General features: G+C 61.6%; 13 protein-coding genes. 5 read left to right on the top strand and 8 right to left on the bottom strand.

The features are described from left to right. Positions 1–289: 289 nt before the first annotated feature. Positions 290–697, top strand: coding sequence for a DUF6632 domain-containing protein (locus J2W46_RS03635; protein ID WP_087753505.1), 408 nt, complete (start codon positions 290–292; stop codon positions 695–697). A gap of 67 nt (positions 698–764) precedes the next feature. On the opposite strand, the gene ypfJ is transcribed toward J2W46_RS03635, so the two are convergent. The 4 genes from ypfJ to J2W46_RS03615 all read right to left on the bottom strand — a co-directional run bounded on the left by ypfJ (position 765) and on the right by J2W46_RS03615 (position 5246). Continuing rightward, on the bottom strand, positions 765–1628 hold the full coding sequence (gene ypfJ, locus J2W46_RS03630) for a KPN_02809 family neutral zinc metallopeptidase (protein ID WP_020066496.1): 864 nt from the start codon (positions 1626–1628) through the stop codon (positions 765–767). Between the two features lie 228 nt (positions 1629–1856). Continuing rightward, the gene (locus tag J2W46_RS03625; protein WP_310351380.1) at positions 1857–3068 is read right to left on the bottom strand and encodes a cyclopropane-fatty-acyl-phospholipid synthase family protein; all 1212 of its coding nucleotides are present in this window, start codon (positions 3066–3068) and stop codon (positions 1857–1859) included. 55 nt (positions 3069–3123) lie between these two features. Next, positions 3124–3960 (bottom strand): DUF1365 domain-containing protein, encoded by an 837-nt coding sequence (locus tag J2W46_RS03620; protein WP_310351377.1) that lies wholly within the window; start codon positions 3958–3960, stop codon positions 3124–3126. Beyond that, a complete protein-coding gene (locus J2W46_RS03615; RefSeq protein ID WP_310351374.1) occupies positions 3945–5246 on the bottom strand; it encodes an NAD(P)/FAD-dependent oxidoreductase in 1302 nt (433 codons plus the stop codon). Before J2W46_RS03615 ends, J2W46_RS03620 begins: the two co-directional genes overlap by 16 nt. Positions 5247–5634: 388 nt before the next feature. Between J2W46_RS03615 and J2W46_RS03610 the strand changes: the two genes are divergently transcribed. The 4 genes from J2W46_RS03610 to J2W46_RS03595 all read left to right on the top strand — a co-directional run bounded on the left by J2W46_RS03610 (position 5635) and on the right by J2W46_RS03595 (position 9053). Next, positions 5635–6258, top strand: a complete 624-nt coding sequence (locus tag J2W46_RS03610) for a sigma-70 family RNA polymerase sigma factor (protein ID WP_310351372.1) — start codon at positions 5635–5637, stop codon at positions 6256–6258. Then, a complete protein-coding gene (locus J2W46_RS03605; RefSeq protein WP_204521809.1) occupies positions 6255–7004 on the top strand; it encodes an anti-sigma factor in 750 nt (249 codons plus the stop codon). The genes J2W46_RS03610 and J2W46_RS03605 overlap by 4 nt, the downstream gene beginning before the upstream one ends. Positions 7005–7081: 77 nt before the next feature. Beyond that, positions 7082–7915: a DUF1295 domain-containing protein gene (locus J2W46_RS03600; protein ID WP_204521808.1), complete on the top strand. Its 834-nt coding sequence runs from the start codon at positions 7082–7084 to the stop codon at positions 7913–7915. 4 nt (positions 7916–7919) lie between these two features. Further along, the gene (locus tag J2W46_RS03595) at positions 7920–9053 is read left to right on the top strand and encodes an SAM-dependent methyltransferase (protein ID WP_310351368.1); all 1134 of its coding nucleotides are present in this window, start codon (positions 7920–7922) and stop codon (positions 9051–9053) included. On the opposite strand, the gene J2W46_RS03590 is transcribed toward J2W46_RS03595, so the two are convergent. The 4 genes from J2W46_RS03590 to J2W46_RS03575 form a co-directional block, all read right to left on the bottom strand. Then, positions 9042–9749, bottom strand: coding sequence for a hypothetical protein (locus J2W46_RS03590; protein ID WP_310351366.1), 708 nt, complete (start codon positions 9747–9749; stop codon positions 9042–9044). The genes J2W46_RS03595 and J2W46_RS03590 overlap by 12 nt on opposite strands. 168 nt (positions 9750–9917) lie before the next feature. After that, complete coding sequence (locus J2W46_RS03585; RefSeq protein ID WP_310066368.1) at positions 9918–10787, bottom strand: hypothetical protein; 870 nt, start codon at positions 10785–10787, stop codon at positions 9918–9920. Between the two features lie 91 nt (positions 10788–10878). Beyond that, the gene (locus J2W46_RS03580) at positions 10879–14622 is read right to left on the bottom strand and encodes a type VI secretion system Vgr family protein (RefSeq protein ID WP_310351364.1); all 3744 of its coding nucleotides are present in this window, start codon (positions 14620–14622) and stop codon (positions 10879–10881) included. A 7-nt stretch (positions 14623–14629) separates the two neighbouring features. Beyond that, positions 14630–14857 (bottom strand): PAAR domain-containing protein, encoded by a 228-nt coding sequence (locus J2W46_RS03575; protein WP_374726810.1) that lies wholly within the window; start codon positions 14855–14857, stop codon positions 14630–14632. Between the last annotated feature and the right edge of the window lie 682 nt (positions 14858–15539).

Below are 15539 nucleotides of genomic sequence, written 5' to 3'. Positions count from 1 at the left end.
AGGAATTGTGGCGACTCATGCGTATGAGTCAAAAAAAGCCCGCCGGCAAGGCCGGCGGGCAGAGGGTATGCGGCAAGACAAGGCTGTTCGCCGCACTCCTGCTTTTATAGATGAAAGTGTTCTGTAATGTTAGTTTTTTGTTTGTAGGGATTTCGATAATGCGCGACGCTCGCTGGACGCGGTAGAAAGCTCGGTGCAAACGCGTCCATGTACGAGGCGCGAGGCACTACGCTCACCACGCGCGCGGAGTATCGTGGTCGATGCACGCGCCGCACTCCGGAGACCCGCAATGAACGAAGCTCAACGACTCGCCGCCTTGCGTATCGTCCTGATCGTCGTAGGTCTGATCGCCCTGTTCGCGTTCGGGCCGCTCATGATCCTGTGGCCGTCCGGTTGGGCTTGGCACAGCGGTCACTCCGACTATCCGCTGATGATGGTCGGCATCTACGCGACGCTCGGCGTGTTCCTGCTGAGGGCGTCGCGCGATCCGCTCAAGCATCTGAGCCTGATCTGGTTCACGGTATGGTCGAGCGTCGTGCACGGCGCGATCATGGCCGTGCAGTCTTTTGGCGTCGAGATGGACGGAGCGCGCCATCTCGGCCATCTGGCGGGCGATGTCCCCGCGCTGTTCATTGTCGCCGCAGTGCTCGCTGTGTTGACGCCGCGCGGCGACAAAGCGCGCGCGCTGCTGGCATGACACTGTAGCCGCTCATGGGGCCGCTCATGTAGCCTTTCACCGCGCTACGCCCGACGCCACCCCGACATCACAACGACTGCGCCGAGAACGTATCGCACTGGCGGACATCGCCCGTCGTGAGGCCGCGTCGCAGCCACCGCTGCCGCTGCTCACTGGTGCCGTGCGTGAACGCCTCGGGCACGACGCGTCCCTGCGATTGCCGCTGCAACCGGTCGTCGCCGATCGCGCCTGCTGCGGTCAGCCCCTGCTCGAAGTCGCCCGGTTCCATCAGCTTCGCATTCAACTGCTGTGCGACCGCTGCCCACACGCCGGCAAAACAATCCGCCTGCAATTCGAGCCGCACGGACAGCGCATTGGCGCGCGTCGGCGACATGCGCGCACGCGCCGCTTCGTACTTGTCCGAGATACCCACCACGTTCTGTATGTGATGCCCGACCTCGTGCGCGATGACGTACGCCTGCGCGAAGTCGCCGCCCGCGCCGAAGCGCTCGCGCAGCTCGCGGTAAAACGACAAGTCGATATAAACGGTGCGGTCTGGCGGACAGTAGAACGGCCCCATCGCGGACTGTCCTGTGCCGCATGCCGTGGGCGTGGCGTCGCTGAAGAGCACGAGCTTCGGCGCCGGATAGTCCTGATTCAACTGCGTGCGAAAGATATGCTGCCAGGTACGCTCGGTGTTGCCGAGCACACGGCGCACGAAGTGACTGCCGGCATCTTCGGCGGGCGGTGCGTTTGTCGTCGCACTGCGCTGCGGCGCGTTGCCTTGCAGCACTTGCGCACCGTTGATTATGGTCATCGGATTGATGCCGAAGAAGTACGACGCGGCCAGTGCGATCACAATCGTCCCAATGCCGATGCCGCCGCCCATCCGCATGCCTCCGCCTCGCCGGTCTTCGACGTTCTGGCTTTCTACTTCATCATCGAGGCGCATGTGCTTTCTCCATTGTGTCGCGCGACAAGCCGTGACGTTTTGCGGTCCGTGCTTGCGAGGAAGCAGTAAGCATACCCGCAGGGCGGTTGTGTGAGCGGTCGCGCACGCAAGAAAACCGGGCGCGTTTGTTTGCGCGCAGTGGTTGTGAAACTTCAGACGTGGGGAGCGCGGTTTTCACCTGCCGCCGCCCGCCGTTTGGTCCGGTGATGCCATTTTCAGCACAGCCGGTCAGCCCGCCTTGCTGAGCACGAACTGCATGACGTCGGTGCGGCCCTCGTCGAAACCCGCTTCGCAGTAGGCCAGATACAGCCGCCATGTGCGCATGAAAACTTCGTCGAAGCCCAAGGTGCGGATGGTGTCGACCTCCGCTTCGAACGCAAGACGCCAGCGGCGCAAAGTCTCCGCGTAGTCGCGACCGAATGACAACGATGCGTGCGCTGAGAAATGGTTGCGCTGCGCCGTGTCGATGAAACGCTGCGGGCTCGGCAACATTCCGCCCGGAAAAACGAACTCGCGAATGAAATCGCTGCTTGAGCGATACGCGGCAAAGTGCTCGTCGCCGATCGTGATGGTTTGCACCAGCGCGCGAGCCGCCGGCCGCAAACAGTCATGCAAAGTGCGGAAGTACATGGCCCAGAATTTTTCGCCGACCGCCTCGAACATCTCAATCGACACAATGCCATCGTACTGGCCGCTCAGCGTGCGGTAGTCGCGCAGTTCAAGGTGCACGCGCTCGCTCAAACCCGCCTCGCTTACACGCTGTTTTGCGAACTGCAGTTGCGCCGACGAGATTGTCACGCCATGAACATGAATTCCCTGGCGTGCTGCAAACATCGCAAAACCGCCCCAGCCGCAGCCGATTTCCAGAACATGCATGCCGGCGCGCAATTCGAGCGTATCGACGATGCGCTGATATTTGGCCTGCTGCGCCGCTTCGAGCGTCCGCTCGAAATGGCCGTCGAATAGAGCACTGGAGTAGGTGAAGGTCGGGTCGAGCCAGCGCGCGTAGAACGCATTGCCGAGGTCGTAATGCGCGTGAATATTGCGCTGGCTTCCCGCGCGGGTGTTGCGCCTCAGCCGATGCCTGAGTCCATACCAGATTTGGGCAAGCCAGTTGCCATACACAGTGCGCTGCAAAGCATTCTGATTGCGGATCGCTATTCGCAGTAGCGTGACGAGATCGGGCGTATCCACCCAGCGCGCGCGCCAGGCGTCCGCGAAGCCGATGTCGCCCTTGCGCAGTATCGCGCCGCATGCCCGCCAATCGCGAAGTTCGAGCCGGGCGCGCGGCGTGCCATGGGGATCGCCGAAGGTGCGCTGCTGGCCATCGGGCGTAACGACGACCAGATGTCCGGCCTGAATCCGTTCGAGCAAGGACAGGAATAGACGCGCCGACGGCGGCGTAGCCTCGTCACCGCAAACGGTTCTCGAAAGCGCCATAAATGAAACTCCTCATTCAGCGAAATGGACTGTGCAGCGCAAGACGGTTCCGCAGTCACGACTGCGTCGATGACTTGTCAGTGACGGGATCAGGCACAGGACGCTTGCCATGAAACGGCACTTTCTTCATCGCCAGACCCAGCGCCTGCCAATGAATGCGGAAGACCACGCCGAGGCACAGGAACGGCTGACGCGCGAGCGCGGTTAGCGCGCTTGTGCTTGTTAGCGGAACGAGCGCTCCATGCAGCGCCGTGCGAATCAGGAGTCCCTGCGCGTCGTGGTAATCGATCGAGATCGATGTGTTGCCGCGCGTCTCGCCGACACGGAACACGTAACCGCCCTCGGCACGGCAAAACGGCGACACGTGCAGCACCTTCTTACAGCGCAGAACGGTGGAGCGGGTGATCGCCTCGCGATCAGGCGCGTGCAGCAGATAACAGTGGCGCTCGCCAAACGTGTTGCGCACCTCGGCGAGCAATGCTCGCAGGCCTCCATCGCGGTCGTGGCAAAACCAGAATGCGATCGGGTTGAACGCATAGCCGAACACGCGCGGGAATGCTTGCAGCCAGATACGGCCGTCGGCTTCGTGGAGGCCGGCGGCACGTAGTTGCGCCCGCATCCAAGTTGCGAGATCGCTGCCGTCGCATGGACCGTGGTCACGGCGGCGCAAGCTGAGCGGCCGGTAACGATCGACACCGAACCACGCATTGCCGATCGAGTGGAGCCGATCGAGGTCGACGCGTACATAGAACGCTGGATAAACGAAGCGATGACGCTTCGGCCGCAGACGCTCATGCATGATCCGGCAGTTGAGCAGCCAGGCGGATGGCTCCTGAATAGCGGTGGCGCTTGCGCTGCCATCGGCGGTGCCGGGCTTCACAGCTTTGCCCATGCAGGAAACGAGTCGAAATCGGCGGCCACGCGCAGCGCGGATTTGAGACCGTCCTCGTGAAATCCATAACCGGTCCATGCACCGGCGAACCACGTGCGTCGCTTGCCCTGCAGCATCGGCAGACGTTGCTGCGCGTCGATCGCGCCGAGATCGAGAAGCGGGTGATCGTAGACAAAGCGCCGCAATTCGGTACCCGGCTCAGGCGCGGTCAGCGGGTTCAGCGTCACGATGAGCGGCGTCGTAAAAGGCAAGCGCTGGAGCTGGTTGACGAGGTAACTCACACACACTGGCTGCGTACCGTCGTGGCAGCGGCTGCCCAGGTAATTCCACGCCGACCAGACGCGCTGACGCCGCGGCAGCAGACTCGTGTCCGTGTGCAACACCGCCACGTTGGGCCGGTAAGCGATTGCACCGAGCACGCGTCGCTCGTCGGCATCGGCGTCTTCCAGCATGTGCAGCGTGGCCGGCGCGTGCGTTGCAAGCACCGCTGCGTCGAAGTGCTGCGTGCCATCGTCGGTGAATACGTCGACGCCCTGGTCGCCGCGCCGGATTCCTCGCACCGAGGTTCTGAGCCGCACGTCGTCGAGCGTTGCGGCAATCCGTTGCACGTAACTTCGGCCTCCACCGATCACCGACTTCCACTGCGGCCTGCGGTTCACCTGAAGCAGCGCGTGGTTCAGACAGAAGCGCAGGAACGTGCTGGCGGGGAAAGTAAGTATGTCGGCCGTTGCGCTCGACCAGATCGCCGCGGCCATCGGCAGTAAATAGTGACGCTGAAAGGCATGGCCGTAGCCGCCCATTGTCAGCAGTTCGCCCATCGACACGCGTGTTGCTGTGGCGATTCCCAGGTTGCGCTCCGCGCTGCCGTTGAAGCGAAATACATCGCGCAGCATGCCGATAAAGGTCGGCGAGAACATGTTGCGCCGCTGAGCGAATAGCGTATTCAGATTGGTGCCCGCCCATTCGAGGCGGCCCTTGTCGAGCGAAACGGAAAAGCTCATGTCGCTCGCGTGCGACTTCACGCCCAGTTCCGCAAACAGCGCGATCAGGTTCGGATAGGTGCGATCGTTGAAGACGAGAAAGCCGGTATCGACGGGATGACTGTGCCCATCGAGCCTGACATCGACGGTATTGGTGTGACCGCCAAGGTAGCCTGCGGATTCGAACAGCGTCACCCGATGGTTGCGCGCGAGCAGATAGGCGCTCGCAAGGCCGGCAATACCCGCACCTATGACCGCCACGCGTGAGCCTCGCGTCAATGGGACGGTCCTGCTGGCCTGACTCATGTGCGCATCTCCCGATCATGGGACGCGCGTGGCTATTGGAAGTTAAAGGGGAGTGCGCGTCCTCGGGCAGAGTTACGAACGACAGGCGAAACCGGATGCAGCATGTGTGCCGGATTCGATGAAAGCACGCGGTGAGTCGGGATTTGCGTCATGCAAGGCGTCCAACCGACCCGCTCAGTCGTAGATAGGGATTCACGACACGAGAGCAGGAGGACCCTTCATGCTTGATACGCGGCCTTCGTCGACTGGCAGGCCAGGTGGCGGGCCGACTGTCAGGTCGACCGTCAGGCCAACTGCTCGTCCAACCGCCAGTCCACCGCGACCGCGGCTGTCGATGCTATATTGCGTGAGGTTAATCCGTGAGGGCGATGCACGCCACTACCCGCGCATGAATGATAAGTCGAATAGCGCAGACAACGACGAACCGGTCTCGCCTACGCAGGCAGACCCGGACGGACGCGGCAATGACGCGCAGCGGCGGGCGCACCTGAACGGATTGCTGCAGGCCACGGCGCACGGCAATCAAGTCGCATTCGCCGAGCTGTACCGTCTCGCGTCAAGCCGGGTGTTCGCGGTCATCTTGCGCATGACACACGACCGCGCCGAAGCCGAAGATCTCTTACAGGACGTTTTTACTGCCGCCTGGCGACGCGCCGATGTGTTCGATCCCGCGCGCGGCGGCGCGATGACGTGGCTGGTGACGCTGGCGCGCAACCGCACGATCGACCGCTTGCGCCAGCACCGCGAGACGCCGCTCGATAACGAGTCCGCGGAGGAAATCGTCGACGAAGGACTCACGCCGGTGGCGCTTGCCGAGGCGAGCGAAGAGCGCGTGCGACTCGAGCGCTGCATGGAGCAGCTTGGACCGCAGCAGCGGGGCGCGGTCCGCGAGGCGTTCTTCAGCGGCATTACTTATAGCGAGCTGGCTGCTCATCTGAGCGTGCCGCTCGGCACATTAAAAAGCTGGATCAGGCGCAGCCTGATGCAGCTCAAGACCTGCCTCGAGCGATGAATACGCCCGCAGAAAACGAATCCGAACTGCGCTGCGCAGAATATGCGTTGGGCGTCCTCGACGCAGACGAACGCCGCGCGCTCGAAGACGCCGTGGCCACTGACCCCGTGCTTGCGTCGACCCTTGCGCGATGGCAGAACCGGTTTGCGCCGCTTGCCGAACACCTGCGCCCCGTGGCCGTACCTGAGCGCGTGTGGACTCGCATCCAGCGCGATCTCGGCTTCCTGCCGGCGCGGTCGTCGGCCTTGGACACCGCGCGCGGGCAGGGCTGGTGGAATAACCTGGGCCTGTGGCGCTTCGTCGGTATCGGAGCGAGCCTCGCGACACTCGCGCTCGTCGCGGTGAACCTGGTCTCGCTGCGCGAGGCGCCGCGTCCCGCGAACGTCGCCGTCAATCCAGTGCAGGGCTATATGGTCGCGACGATCGCACGCCCAGATGGTGTCGCCCACTGGACAGCGACGGTCGATCTGCTGCGTCGCGAGATGGTTGTGGTGCCGGCCGTCAAGCCGACGTTCGCCGCAGACCGCGCAACCGAACTGTGGCTCATTCCGCCAGGCGACAAACCAATCTCGCTCGGTGTGTTTCCGGCTGATGCACCGGCGCGCATGACGCTTGCCGACGCCGTCGTTGCGCAACTGAGCGCACGCGCGGTGCTGGCCGTCTCGCTCGAACCGCTGGGCGGGTCGCAGACGGGGCAGCCTACCGGGCCGGTCGTTGCCACGGGTCAGGTCCGCTCAGGCGTCTGATAAGAAGAGAGCGGCGCGTTGCATCCGTTTGACCGCGGCATCCGTAGATTCCGTTATTCGTCGCTTCGGAATTCTGCATGCCAGTTGCCGCCACCCTTGCGCTCGCATTCGCGGGCCTCGTCATAACGTTTGTCGGTGTCTGGGTCGTTCAGTTGCGTACGCGCAATGCGGGGATGATCGATCCGGTCTGGGCAGGCACGCTTGGCGGTGTCGCGGTTTTTGTCGCGGCGGCCGGGCCCGGCGCGTCGCTGAACCGCGCCGCGGTTGCAGTTAGCGGAGGCGTGTGGGGACTTCGGCTTGCGGTGCATCTTTGGCGCCGTAACAGCGGACAGGCCGAAGACGCCCGTTACGCGGCGCTACGCGAGCGCTGGGGCGCCGCCGCGCCGCGCAACATGCTGGCGTTCTTCCTGCTGCAAGCGCTGATGTCGATGGTGCTGTCCATTGCATTCCTGGTGCCTGCGTACAGCGAGGCGATACCCTCGTTCGGGTTTATCGTCGCGGCACTTGTAATCGGCTTGACGGCGCTCGCAGGCGAGGCTGCCGCCGACCGCCAACTTCGCCGCTTCGTCGCCGATCCGGGCAATCGCGGCCGCGTCTGCACTGTCGGCTGGTGGCGCTACTCGCGACATCCGAACTACTTCTTCGAATGCCTGCATTGGTGCGCCTGTGCGGCGTGGTCGATCAGCCTGCCGTGGGGTTGGGCGACGCTCGTGCCGCCCTGCGCGATGGCCTGGCTGCTCATGAAGGTATCGGGTGTGCCGATGCTCGAAGCGCGACTCGTCCAGACCCGCACCGGCTACCGCGAATACATGACGACGACAAGCGCGTTGATCCCGTGGCCGCCACGCGCGGGCGCCCGCGTACACGGTAACGATCTGGATTCGGACGACCGACACTCGAAGAGGAACTGAGATCATGACCTTTACCGTCACGTCCACGCCTGCGTCCCGACGCGTCGAACCGGCATCCGGCAGACCGGCCGCGAGCGCCTATGACCCGAACTGGACGATTCGCTGGTGCGAGCGCGGCTGGCTGCCGGACTTCGCGATTCGCGCCGGCATGCGGGCGCTGATGGCGAGGCGGCTCGCCGATGAACATGCAAACGACGGAGAGCGCCGTGGCGAGGCGCTCGAACTGCTCATCGACGATCTGCGCGCAAAGCCGATCGCGATTGAAACGCAGGCGGCCAACGCGCAGCACTACGAGATCCCCGGCGAGTTCTTCGAGGCGCATCTGGGTCCGCGTCTCAAGTACTCCTGCGGCTATTATCCAAGGGGCGATGAAACGCTATCCGAGGCCGAAGATTCTATGCTGGCGCTGTACGCTCAGCGTGCAGGTATCGAGGACGGGCAGTCCATTCTCGACCTTGGGTGCGGATGGGGCGCGTTATCGCTGTGGCTCGCACAGCGGTATCCGCGTGCACGGATCGTCGGGCTTTCGAATTCGCATGGGCAGCGCGCGTTTATCGAGCACCGCGCGACCGAGCGCGGACTTTCCAATTTGCGCGTGGTGACGGGCGACGTCACGACCTTCGAATTCGCGCCGGGCGACGCGGGCTTTGACCGCGTCGTTTCCGTCGAGATGTTCGAGCACATGAAGCACTATGGCTTGCTGCTCGCGAAGATCGCGCGATGGCTGCGTGACGACGGGCGGCTTTTCGTTCACATGTTCGCGCACCGGCTGCTCGCATATTCTTTCGATGTGCGCGACGGCAGCGACTGGATGTCGCGCCATTTCTTCACCGGCGGCACGATGCCTTCCGCAAACCTGTTGCTGCGTTTTCAGGACGATCTCTGCGTGACGCGTCAGTGGTGGATTGACGGGACGCATTACGAACGGACCGCCAATCAGTGGCTGGCTTCTCTCGACTCTGCGCGAGAGCGAGTGTTGCCGCTTCTCGCGGCAAGCGGCAATGCTCGCCTGGCTTTCCAGCGCTGGCGCATGTTCTATATGGCCGTCGCCGAACTGTTCGGCTATGCGCACGGACAGGAATGGGGCGTCGCGCATTATGTGCTGCGTAAGAGGGGTGAAGGAGCTTCATCCTTTTAGCGCAATGCTTTTCCAGACTGTGCCGGATTCCGGGCACGTCGCGCCCGTGCACAGCTCCATGTAGCCGTAGGTCTGCCGCTTTTTCTGGTTCTGTTCCTCGCGCTTTTTCTTGCGCATCGCGGGCGTGAGATAGGGGTAGTCGCGAGTGATGGTAATTTGATCGAGCCGTGCCTTCCTCGACAGATCATCGGGCGCGGGGTCTATGAAGAAGAATTCGACATCAACGGGAAACCGGCCGTGTTCGCCCGCATTCGCCCGGTAGCGATAACGATGCTCCCGCGCAAAGGGCGGCAGACTGTGGCCGATGTCGTTGCTTTCCTTCCTCAGCCCGTCCGCGTCTACCCAGTAGTTTGCAAGATCAAGGCGCTGTTCCAGCAGGCGGCGACTAACTCCGGCAAGGGCGTTATGGAATGCCAGTTCAAAGTAGGCGGGCACCGCTTGCACGCGCGTCCTGTCGTCAGAATTGTCGAGCGGGTCGGTCCAGGTTGTCAGTTCCACCGTCGCATCAGGAAAAGCGCGGTTCCGGAAGGAGTACCCTATTCCAGCTTCCCCAGGGACAAAGTGTTCCGCCGATTTGAGGTTCCCCAGATCGGGATCGTCGGGATTGATCGGCCTGTCATCCCGCATCACTTCCATGACCTTATCAAGCAGTCGGAGTAGCGCCCGTTCCTGCGACGGCGCAATGTCGTCACTCATTTCAGTGCGCTCCGATTGACTGGATGACGTGGGCGTAGGCGCTTGTGCATGTGCCTGGGTTACGCAACTGAGAACGGCCAATCCAGCAATACTGGACCACTTCACCACACAAGAATGCATCCTGTTCATGTAGAAAACCCGTATACGTGGAAGACGAGTCGCCTTCTCTTATCCCTTCAGCGCAATGCCCTTCCAGACGGTGCCGGTTTCCTCATTGATACTGCATAGCCAGAACCACTGGCCGGGAACCATCGGACATGAGCCCCCCTGTTCCAGCGACACGGTGCGCACAGCGTCAAACTTCTGCCCGCGTTCGAACCGCATCACGTCAGTCGGGCCGTCCTTTGTCCAGCCTTCCCATACGCCGGATTCCGGGCATGGCGCGTCAGTACACAGGTTCATGTACCCGTACGTCTGCCGCTTTTTCTGGTTCTGTTCCTCGCGCTTTTTCTTGCGCATCGCGGGCGTGAGATAGGGGTAGGCACGAACGATAGTGATCTTTATAAGCAGGACCTTACTGGAGAGATCATTGGGCAAAGCGTCCAAGAAGAAGAATTCGACATCGACGGGAAACCGGCCGTGCTCGCCATCATTCGCCCGGTAGCGGTAAGTGTGCAACAGGGTAGCGGGCGGCACACTATGGCCGAGGTCGTTTCCTTCCTCCCTCCGCCCGTCCGCGTCTACCCGGTAGTTGGCCAAATCGAGACGCTGTTCAAGCAGGCGGCGATTGATGCCTGCAGGAGGGTGTTGGAACCATAGATTGAAGTAGGCGGGCACCGCTTGCACGCGCGTCCTGTCGTCGGAATAATCAAGCGGATCAGTCCATGTAGTCAAATCCACTGTTGCGTCAGGAAAGGCATTGTTTCGGAACGTGTAAGTTTTTCCCGCCTCCGCAAGCTTGAAAAATGCGGCCGATTCAAGCTCCCCAAAAGCAGGGTCGTCCGGTTCGAGCGGCCTGTCATCCCGCATAACTTCCATGACCTTATCAAGCAGTCGGAGTAGCGCCCGTTCCTGCGACGGCGTAATGTCGTCACTCATTTCAGCGCGCTCCAATTGACTGGATGACGTGGGCGTAGACACTTGTGCATGTGCCTGGGTTACGCAACTGAGAACGGCCAGTCCAGCAATACTAAACCACTTCACCACACAAGAATGCATCCTGTTCATGTAGATAACTCGCATACGTGACTGCCATTACTCGGGCCTGCTCAGGTGTGACGTTTCTCACCTTGCAGACCTCAGCTTCAACCTTGTCTAGATCAACCTCAATGAATTTCCAGTACCCAACTCCCTTCATCTGGGTAATAACCCAGTAGTAATAGAACATCAGCATCGCGTGAATGCCTGCGCGGGCGAGACTGTCATTCGGGAATGGTGTGGCACAGGCTAGCCTGAACATTTCTTCGCCGGCGAGTTGCCGGAAACACTCCCGCATACCGGAGAATTCCCTGTAATCGTCGGGGAATGCGCTGAGCAGCGCCATCTGCCAGAATAGCTGCTGGCAGTGCCGCGCTTCGTGATAAATCGTGTCAGCGAAACCAATCAGCGTGACGTTCGTTTCTAGATCGCCCTTAACGCTCCTGATAATTTCATCAATGTCCCATCTCGACAGGCAGAGCGTCCACAACCCGGCTGTAAAAACCCCACGCGCAGCATTTGGAAAGTTATATTGCGGTGCGTTTTTCGCGGACACAATCACGATGTCGGGCATTGCACCGCCTTGCTTCGCGACCCTCTCCGGCAATCCAAACGGCCCCGCTTGCAACGCATTCCAGATCGGCCCCTGGACCGCAGGCACGATGACTGCCGCCAGCTCCTTATCCGTCTTTCCCGCGAGACTCGCCCACTCGATCCTGCAAAGACTTTCCTTCACAGCGGCCGTGTAGCTCTTTGCAACCGGATACTCGATATCACTCCGGTACTGGAACGCTGGCGGCGTATCTGCGCCCTTCGCATTCCTGAGCAGGTGACAGGTCCGCAATCCCCAGTTCATCGGATCACACCCAACGAACACAGGCGGCTTGCCATCCCCCGTCAGCCCTTCTCCCGGCGTTTCGGCTGACTTGCCGCCCACCTTCGTCGTGCGCTTTTCCGGCATCTCGACCGTTTCAGGTGTGGGCAGACTGTCATCGCGCCACACCGTTGTCGTGCTCGCCGATATGACCTTATCCGGTTCGCTTTGCGACATGAGTTCCACAAGGCCGAACGAGACAGCGTTGCTCGTCGCCACCTGCATCTCGCCGCGCCCGTTCGTCACGCCCTCGATCACCTGACCGTCATCCAGCGTGATCCGGTATGGCTGGCCACCGAGGATGAACCCGCCGCCGTCCTCAACCAGAACATGATGCGCAGCCAGCCGCCCCGGGTTCTCCTGCGTCACTGGTAACATGACCGGCGCAGCCTGCGGATCGTCTGTCGCGTGGCTCGCTGCGTGAACGAGGTAATGCCCGTTTGTGTGAACTGTGACGCCTTGCGGCGTCAACCGCAGCAGGGTTCCGCCCGCGTTGATTTCAATACCCTTCAGCGCGGCCAGCCGCAGCCATCCGTTCTGGCTGGTCACCGTCACGTCCTCCCGCGCGATTGCCTGGAGTGCATCGGTACGCGCTTCGAGGTGTATGCGCCCGGTCGCGGCGATCATTGTTATCGACTTGCCGGCATAAAATGCAATCGCTTCGCGCACGGAAGCAAACAGCGATTTAAGCGCGGCAATCGCGACGTTACCGCCCGCCGTCAATGCCGTATGTTTCCCGCTGACGATATGCGTATTGTCCTGCGCCGCCGCATGCAGATTCGCCGCGCTGGACACTGCAATGTCAGGTTGCCCGAACTCGGGAAAGTCGCGGGCACTGTCCGACGCCCTGCCACGTAGCGCGGCGTTTGCATCGCTGAGCGCCTTCACAACATCCCGTTGCGCCCCTGTGGCTTGCTGGGCGCCGTGCTGCTGTGCGGACAGCGCAAGTTCTTCGTGGATGCTGCGCGCCTCGGTCAGCCGGGCATGTGTCTCGTCCATGTCCTTGACCTTGCCCGCTGCCCCCGAGCGCCCCCATGAAGTGAATAGCAATCCCATCGAAGCGCGCAGAACGCCCCAGCGGTCACTACGCAATTCGAAGCCTTCGCCGCGCGCGTCCTGTCGTCCCTTGTTACCGTCGATCCGCGTGATATGCCCCAGGCTAAGACTCGACTTGGCGTGGTCGCTCGCAAGTTGAGCCTGAAGTTTTCCTGCTGTATCGTCTAGCGCCAGGTGGTTCGACTGCGCGCCGTGGTCAAGGCTCTTGCTTCGTATGCCGCTTAAGGCAGCGTTCGCGGGCAGTTCCCACGGTGGCGTATTGAAACGGTCAGCGACGAAGCCCGCCACAACGGGCCGGTCCGGGTCGCCGTGAACGTGTGAAACCACGACCATCTGCCCGGCGCGTCCCGGCGTCACAACGCCGAGTTCGCCCCCTTGCCATTGCGTGACGACCCGAACCCAGATCGACGTTGCGCCGTCGAATCGGCCCTCGCGGTCCCAGTCAAACTGTATTAGCAGCCGGTTCCGGCTGTCGATCCACATCTCCCGGTCTTGGGGCGCGACGATCACCGCATACTCGTAACCCTCGACGCGCGGTTTCGGCGTCAGTTGCGGCAGGCGGTAATACTCGCCAACCGGATGGAGTTCGAACTCTGCCTTTACCGCATAGGTGCGCCACGCGCTCGTTGACGTGCCGACTTCGCTTATATCCAGTTCGCAGGCGAGCACCAGATACTCGCGGTTTGCGCTGTCCTGCGGATAATTGACAAGCCTGAATGTGCGACCCGGCTGCAGCCCCCGCAGACGACCCGTGCCCTTCGCACGCAATCCCTTGCAGCGCGCTGCTTCCACCTTCACGCGCGCCAGATACTGGCCTTCCTCCCTCGCGTCGTGGGGGTAGGACGATGGGAACGTATCGGGCTGCGCGAACTCGGCCGGCGCGTAAATTTCGATGTTCGGGTCGGCTGTGCCGCCAGCCGCTTCGTATGTCTGCCGGTTCGGCGCATTGGACCGGCGCAGACGTGGCTGCATGTAGTCATGGTCATTGACGCACGCCTTCCCCGCCGTCACGGTATGCGTTACGGCCAGGCTGCTGATGTGTTCCTCGTCAATCCGGCCACCCGTGTGAAAACGCAGTGCCTCATAGGCAATGCCGTGCCGGTGGAACCCGCCTGACGTGTCGGAAACGACGAGAGTATGCCGGTCCTTCGCGTGTTCGAACCAGAACACCAGACCCCACTCTTCCATGAGTCGGAGTGCGAAAGTCCAGTCCGACTCCCACGCCTGCCGCACCATATCGCGCATCGGGTAGCGACGCATGCCGTTCCACGGGCCGCCAATCCGCCAGTCGACCGAGCCCAGATATCGCGCGAACACCTTTTGCAGAATATCCACGACAGTACCGCTAAAAATTCGAGAGTCGGAATTCTGCGTAGCCCGCCATATGAAAGGGCGCAATACGAACTCATAGACGGCCGCGCGATCTTCCACGCACTGGATGCGCGCCGAGACGATTTCACCGTTGATGTAACGGACATCGGCACCGATGTTCGAACGCCCGATGTCGCCCGGCTGGCCCGCTATAAAAGTGCCAATGCCTGAAATTTCGATTGCAACAGTGCCGTCAGTGCCGACAATCTGCGTCAGATCGATCTGCGTCGCATCAGTGGCGTTTAACAGAAGAGCAACTTGGCTTTCCGCGACGACCACATACTCAAACAGTTCTCCCACCGCTTCACGCCCGCGCACACTACGCACGGCGAGCATCGGCTCGCGCACCTCATTGCGGGCGCTGGCAATGCCGACTATTTCAGGAAGGGCGCGTCCGCTGAACGTGATACTTCGCGTGTTGACATGCCAGATCATAAGTTCGTCACGCCCGGATGAGTGTGGCTCCGCATGCAGTCCTGTCGCCAATGAGCGCGACGCGACGACCTGCATGCGTGGTTCTGCCGGTAGCGATAATTGGCCAGGCGCCGCCGCAGTCCGGGCACTTCACAAGGTGTCCGTCCAGTGCGACGCCCACGCCGAGATGTGTGAGGTTTGACGCTGCCTCGATGACTTCGCCGCCGTGGTTCGTCGAGTCCCCAAGGCGGCCCATTTCTCTACCGGTTGTTGCATCCTTCATCCGCGATTCCTGTTTTTATCAAGTGACCGACAGTCGAAAGCGGCGTGTCCTGCCGTGTCGAGGTGGTTGTCTTACTGGACAGAGCCCGTTTAAGACACGCGCAGCCGCGATCGTCGGCTCATGCCGCAATAATGTTGGACGTAGTGGCGGACCGCGACTATCAGACGAGGATTAAATAGGGGCGGTACATATGCGCGTGGCATATTTCATCGGGGAATGTGGTTCGAACGCCGCTCGCGGCTCGGCGTTTAATGCCTTTGATGAGAGACGAAGGCGTCAAGATATCTTCGATAGGCTCGCATCCGTCGGACCGCTCGCCTGAGCACATTGCGCTGACGCGTGACGACGGTTCGCACATCGAAGAGTTCTGGTGTGGGGCAGAGGCGGATCGTCGCTCGCCGAGTGGCTCAGGAAGGCGCTAGAACGCGCGTCCATGAGCACTGGAGTAGGGCAGTTGATGCCGACGATAACTCTTGGGGGTCGCGAGCCTGCCAGATGCCGCGTCGCTGCTGCAAGAGTTGTTAGCACGACGATGTTTAACTATCGTCCTTACCCCTCTCGCTGACGGTCTCTGATGCGTAAGACCAGACACTTGCGTGCGAGGAGCCCTGTATTTCCCAGAAAGCGGGAAGGCCGCCGATGCGTGACAAGCGAC

The organism is Paraburkholderia strydomiana (genome assembly GCF_031456815.1).
GTDB classification, from domain to species: domain Bacteria; phylum Pseudomonadota; class Gammaproteobacteria; order Burkholderiales; family Burkholderiaceae; genus Paraburkholderia; species Paraburkholderia caledonica.
This window is presented reverse-complemented; position numbering and strand designations above follow the sequence as displayed.

What these genes read in the sequence shown, in the direction of transcription:
- J2W46_RS03635 (WP_087753505.1), top strand. Translation starts at nt 290, where the DNA reads ATGAACGAAGCTCAACGACTCGCCGCCTTGCGTATCGTCCTGATCGTC.
- J2W46_RS03595 (WP_310351368.1), top strand. Translation starts at nt 7,920, where the DNA reads ATGACCTTTACCGTCACGTCCACGCCTGCGTCCCGACGCGTCGAACCG.
- J2W46_RS03610 (WP_310351372.1), top strand. Translation starts at nt 5,635, where the DNA reads ATGAATGATAAGTCGAATAGCGCAGACAACGACGAACCGGTCTCGCCT.
- ypfJ (WP_020066496.1), bottom strand. Translation starts at nt 1,628, where the DNA reads ATGCGCCTCGATGATGAAGTAGAAAGCCAGAACGTCGAAGACCGGCGA.
- J2W46_RS03615 (WP_310351374.1), bottom strand. Translation starts at nt 5,246, where the DNA reads ATGAGTCAGGCCAGCAGGACCGTCCCATTGACGCGAGGCTCACGCGTG.
- J2W46_RS03590 (WP_310351366.1), bottom strand. Translation starts at nt 9,749, where the DNA reads ATGAGTGACGACATTGCGCCGTCGCAGGAACGGGCGCTACTCCGACTG.
- J2W46_RS03600 (WP_204521808.1), top strand. Translation starts at nt 7,082, where the DNA reads ATGCCAGTTGCCGCCACCCTTGCGCTCGCATTCGCGGGCCTCGTCATA.
- J2W46_RS03575 (WP_374726810.1), bottom strand. Translation starts at nt 14,857, where the DNA reads ATGGGCCGCCTTGGGGACTCGACGAACCACGGCGGCGAAGTCATCGAG.
- J2W46_RS03605 (WP_204521809.1), top strand. Translation starts at nt 6,255, where the DNA reads ATGAATACGCCCGCAGAAAACGAATCCGAACTGCGCTGCGCAGAATAT.
- J2W46_RS03620 (WP_310351377.1), bottom strand. Translation starts at nt 3,960, where the DNA reads ATGGGCAAAGCTGTGAAGCCCGGCACCGCCGATGGCAGCGCAAGCGCC.
- J2W46_RS03585 (WP_310066368.1), bottom strand. Translation starts at nt 10,787, where the DNA reads ATGAGTGACGACATTACGCCGTCGCAGGAACGGGCGCTACTCCGACTG.
- J2W46_RS03580 (WP_310351364.1), bottom strand. Translation starts at nt 14,622, where the DNA reads ATGATCTGGCATGTCAACACGCGAAGTATCACGTTCAGCGGACGCGCC.
- J2W46_RS03625 (WP_310351380.1), bottom strand. Translation starts at nt 3,068, where the DNA reads ATGGCGCTTTCGAGAACCGTTTGCGGTGACGAGGCTACGCCGCCGTCG.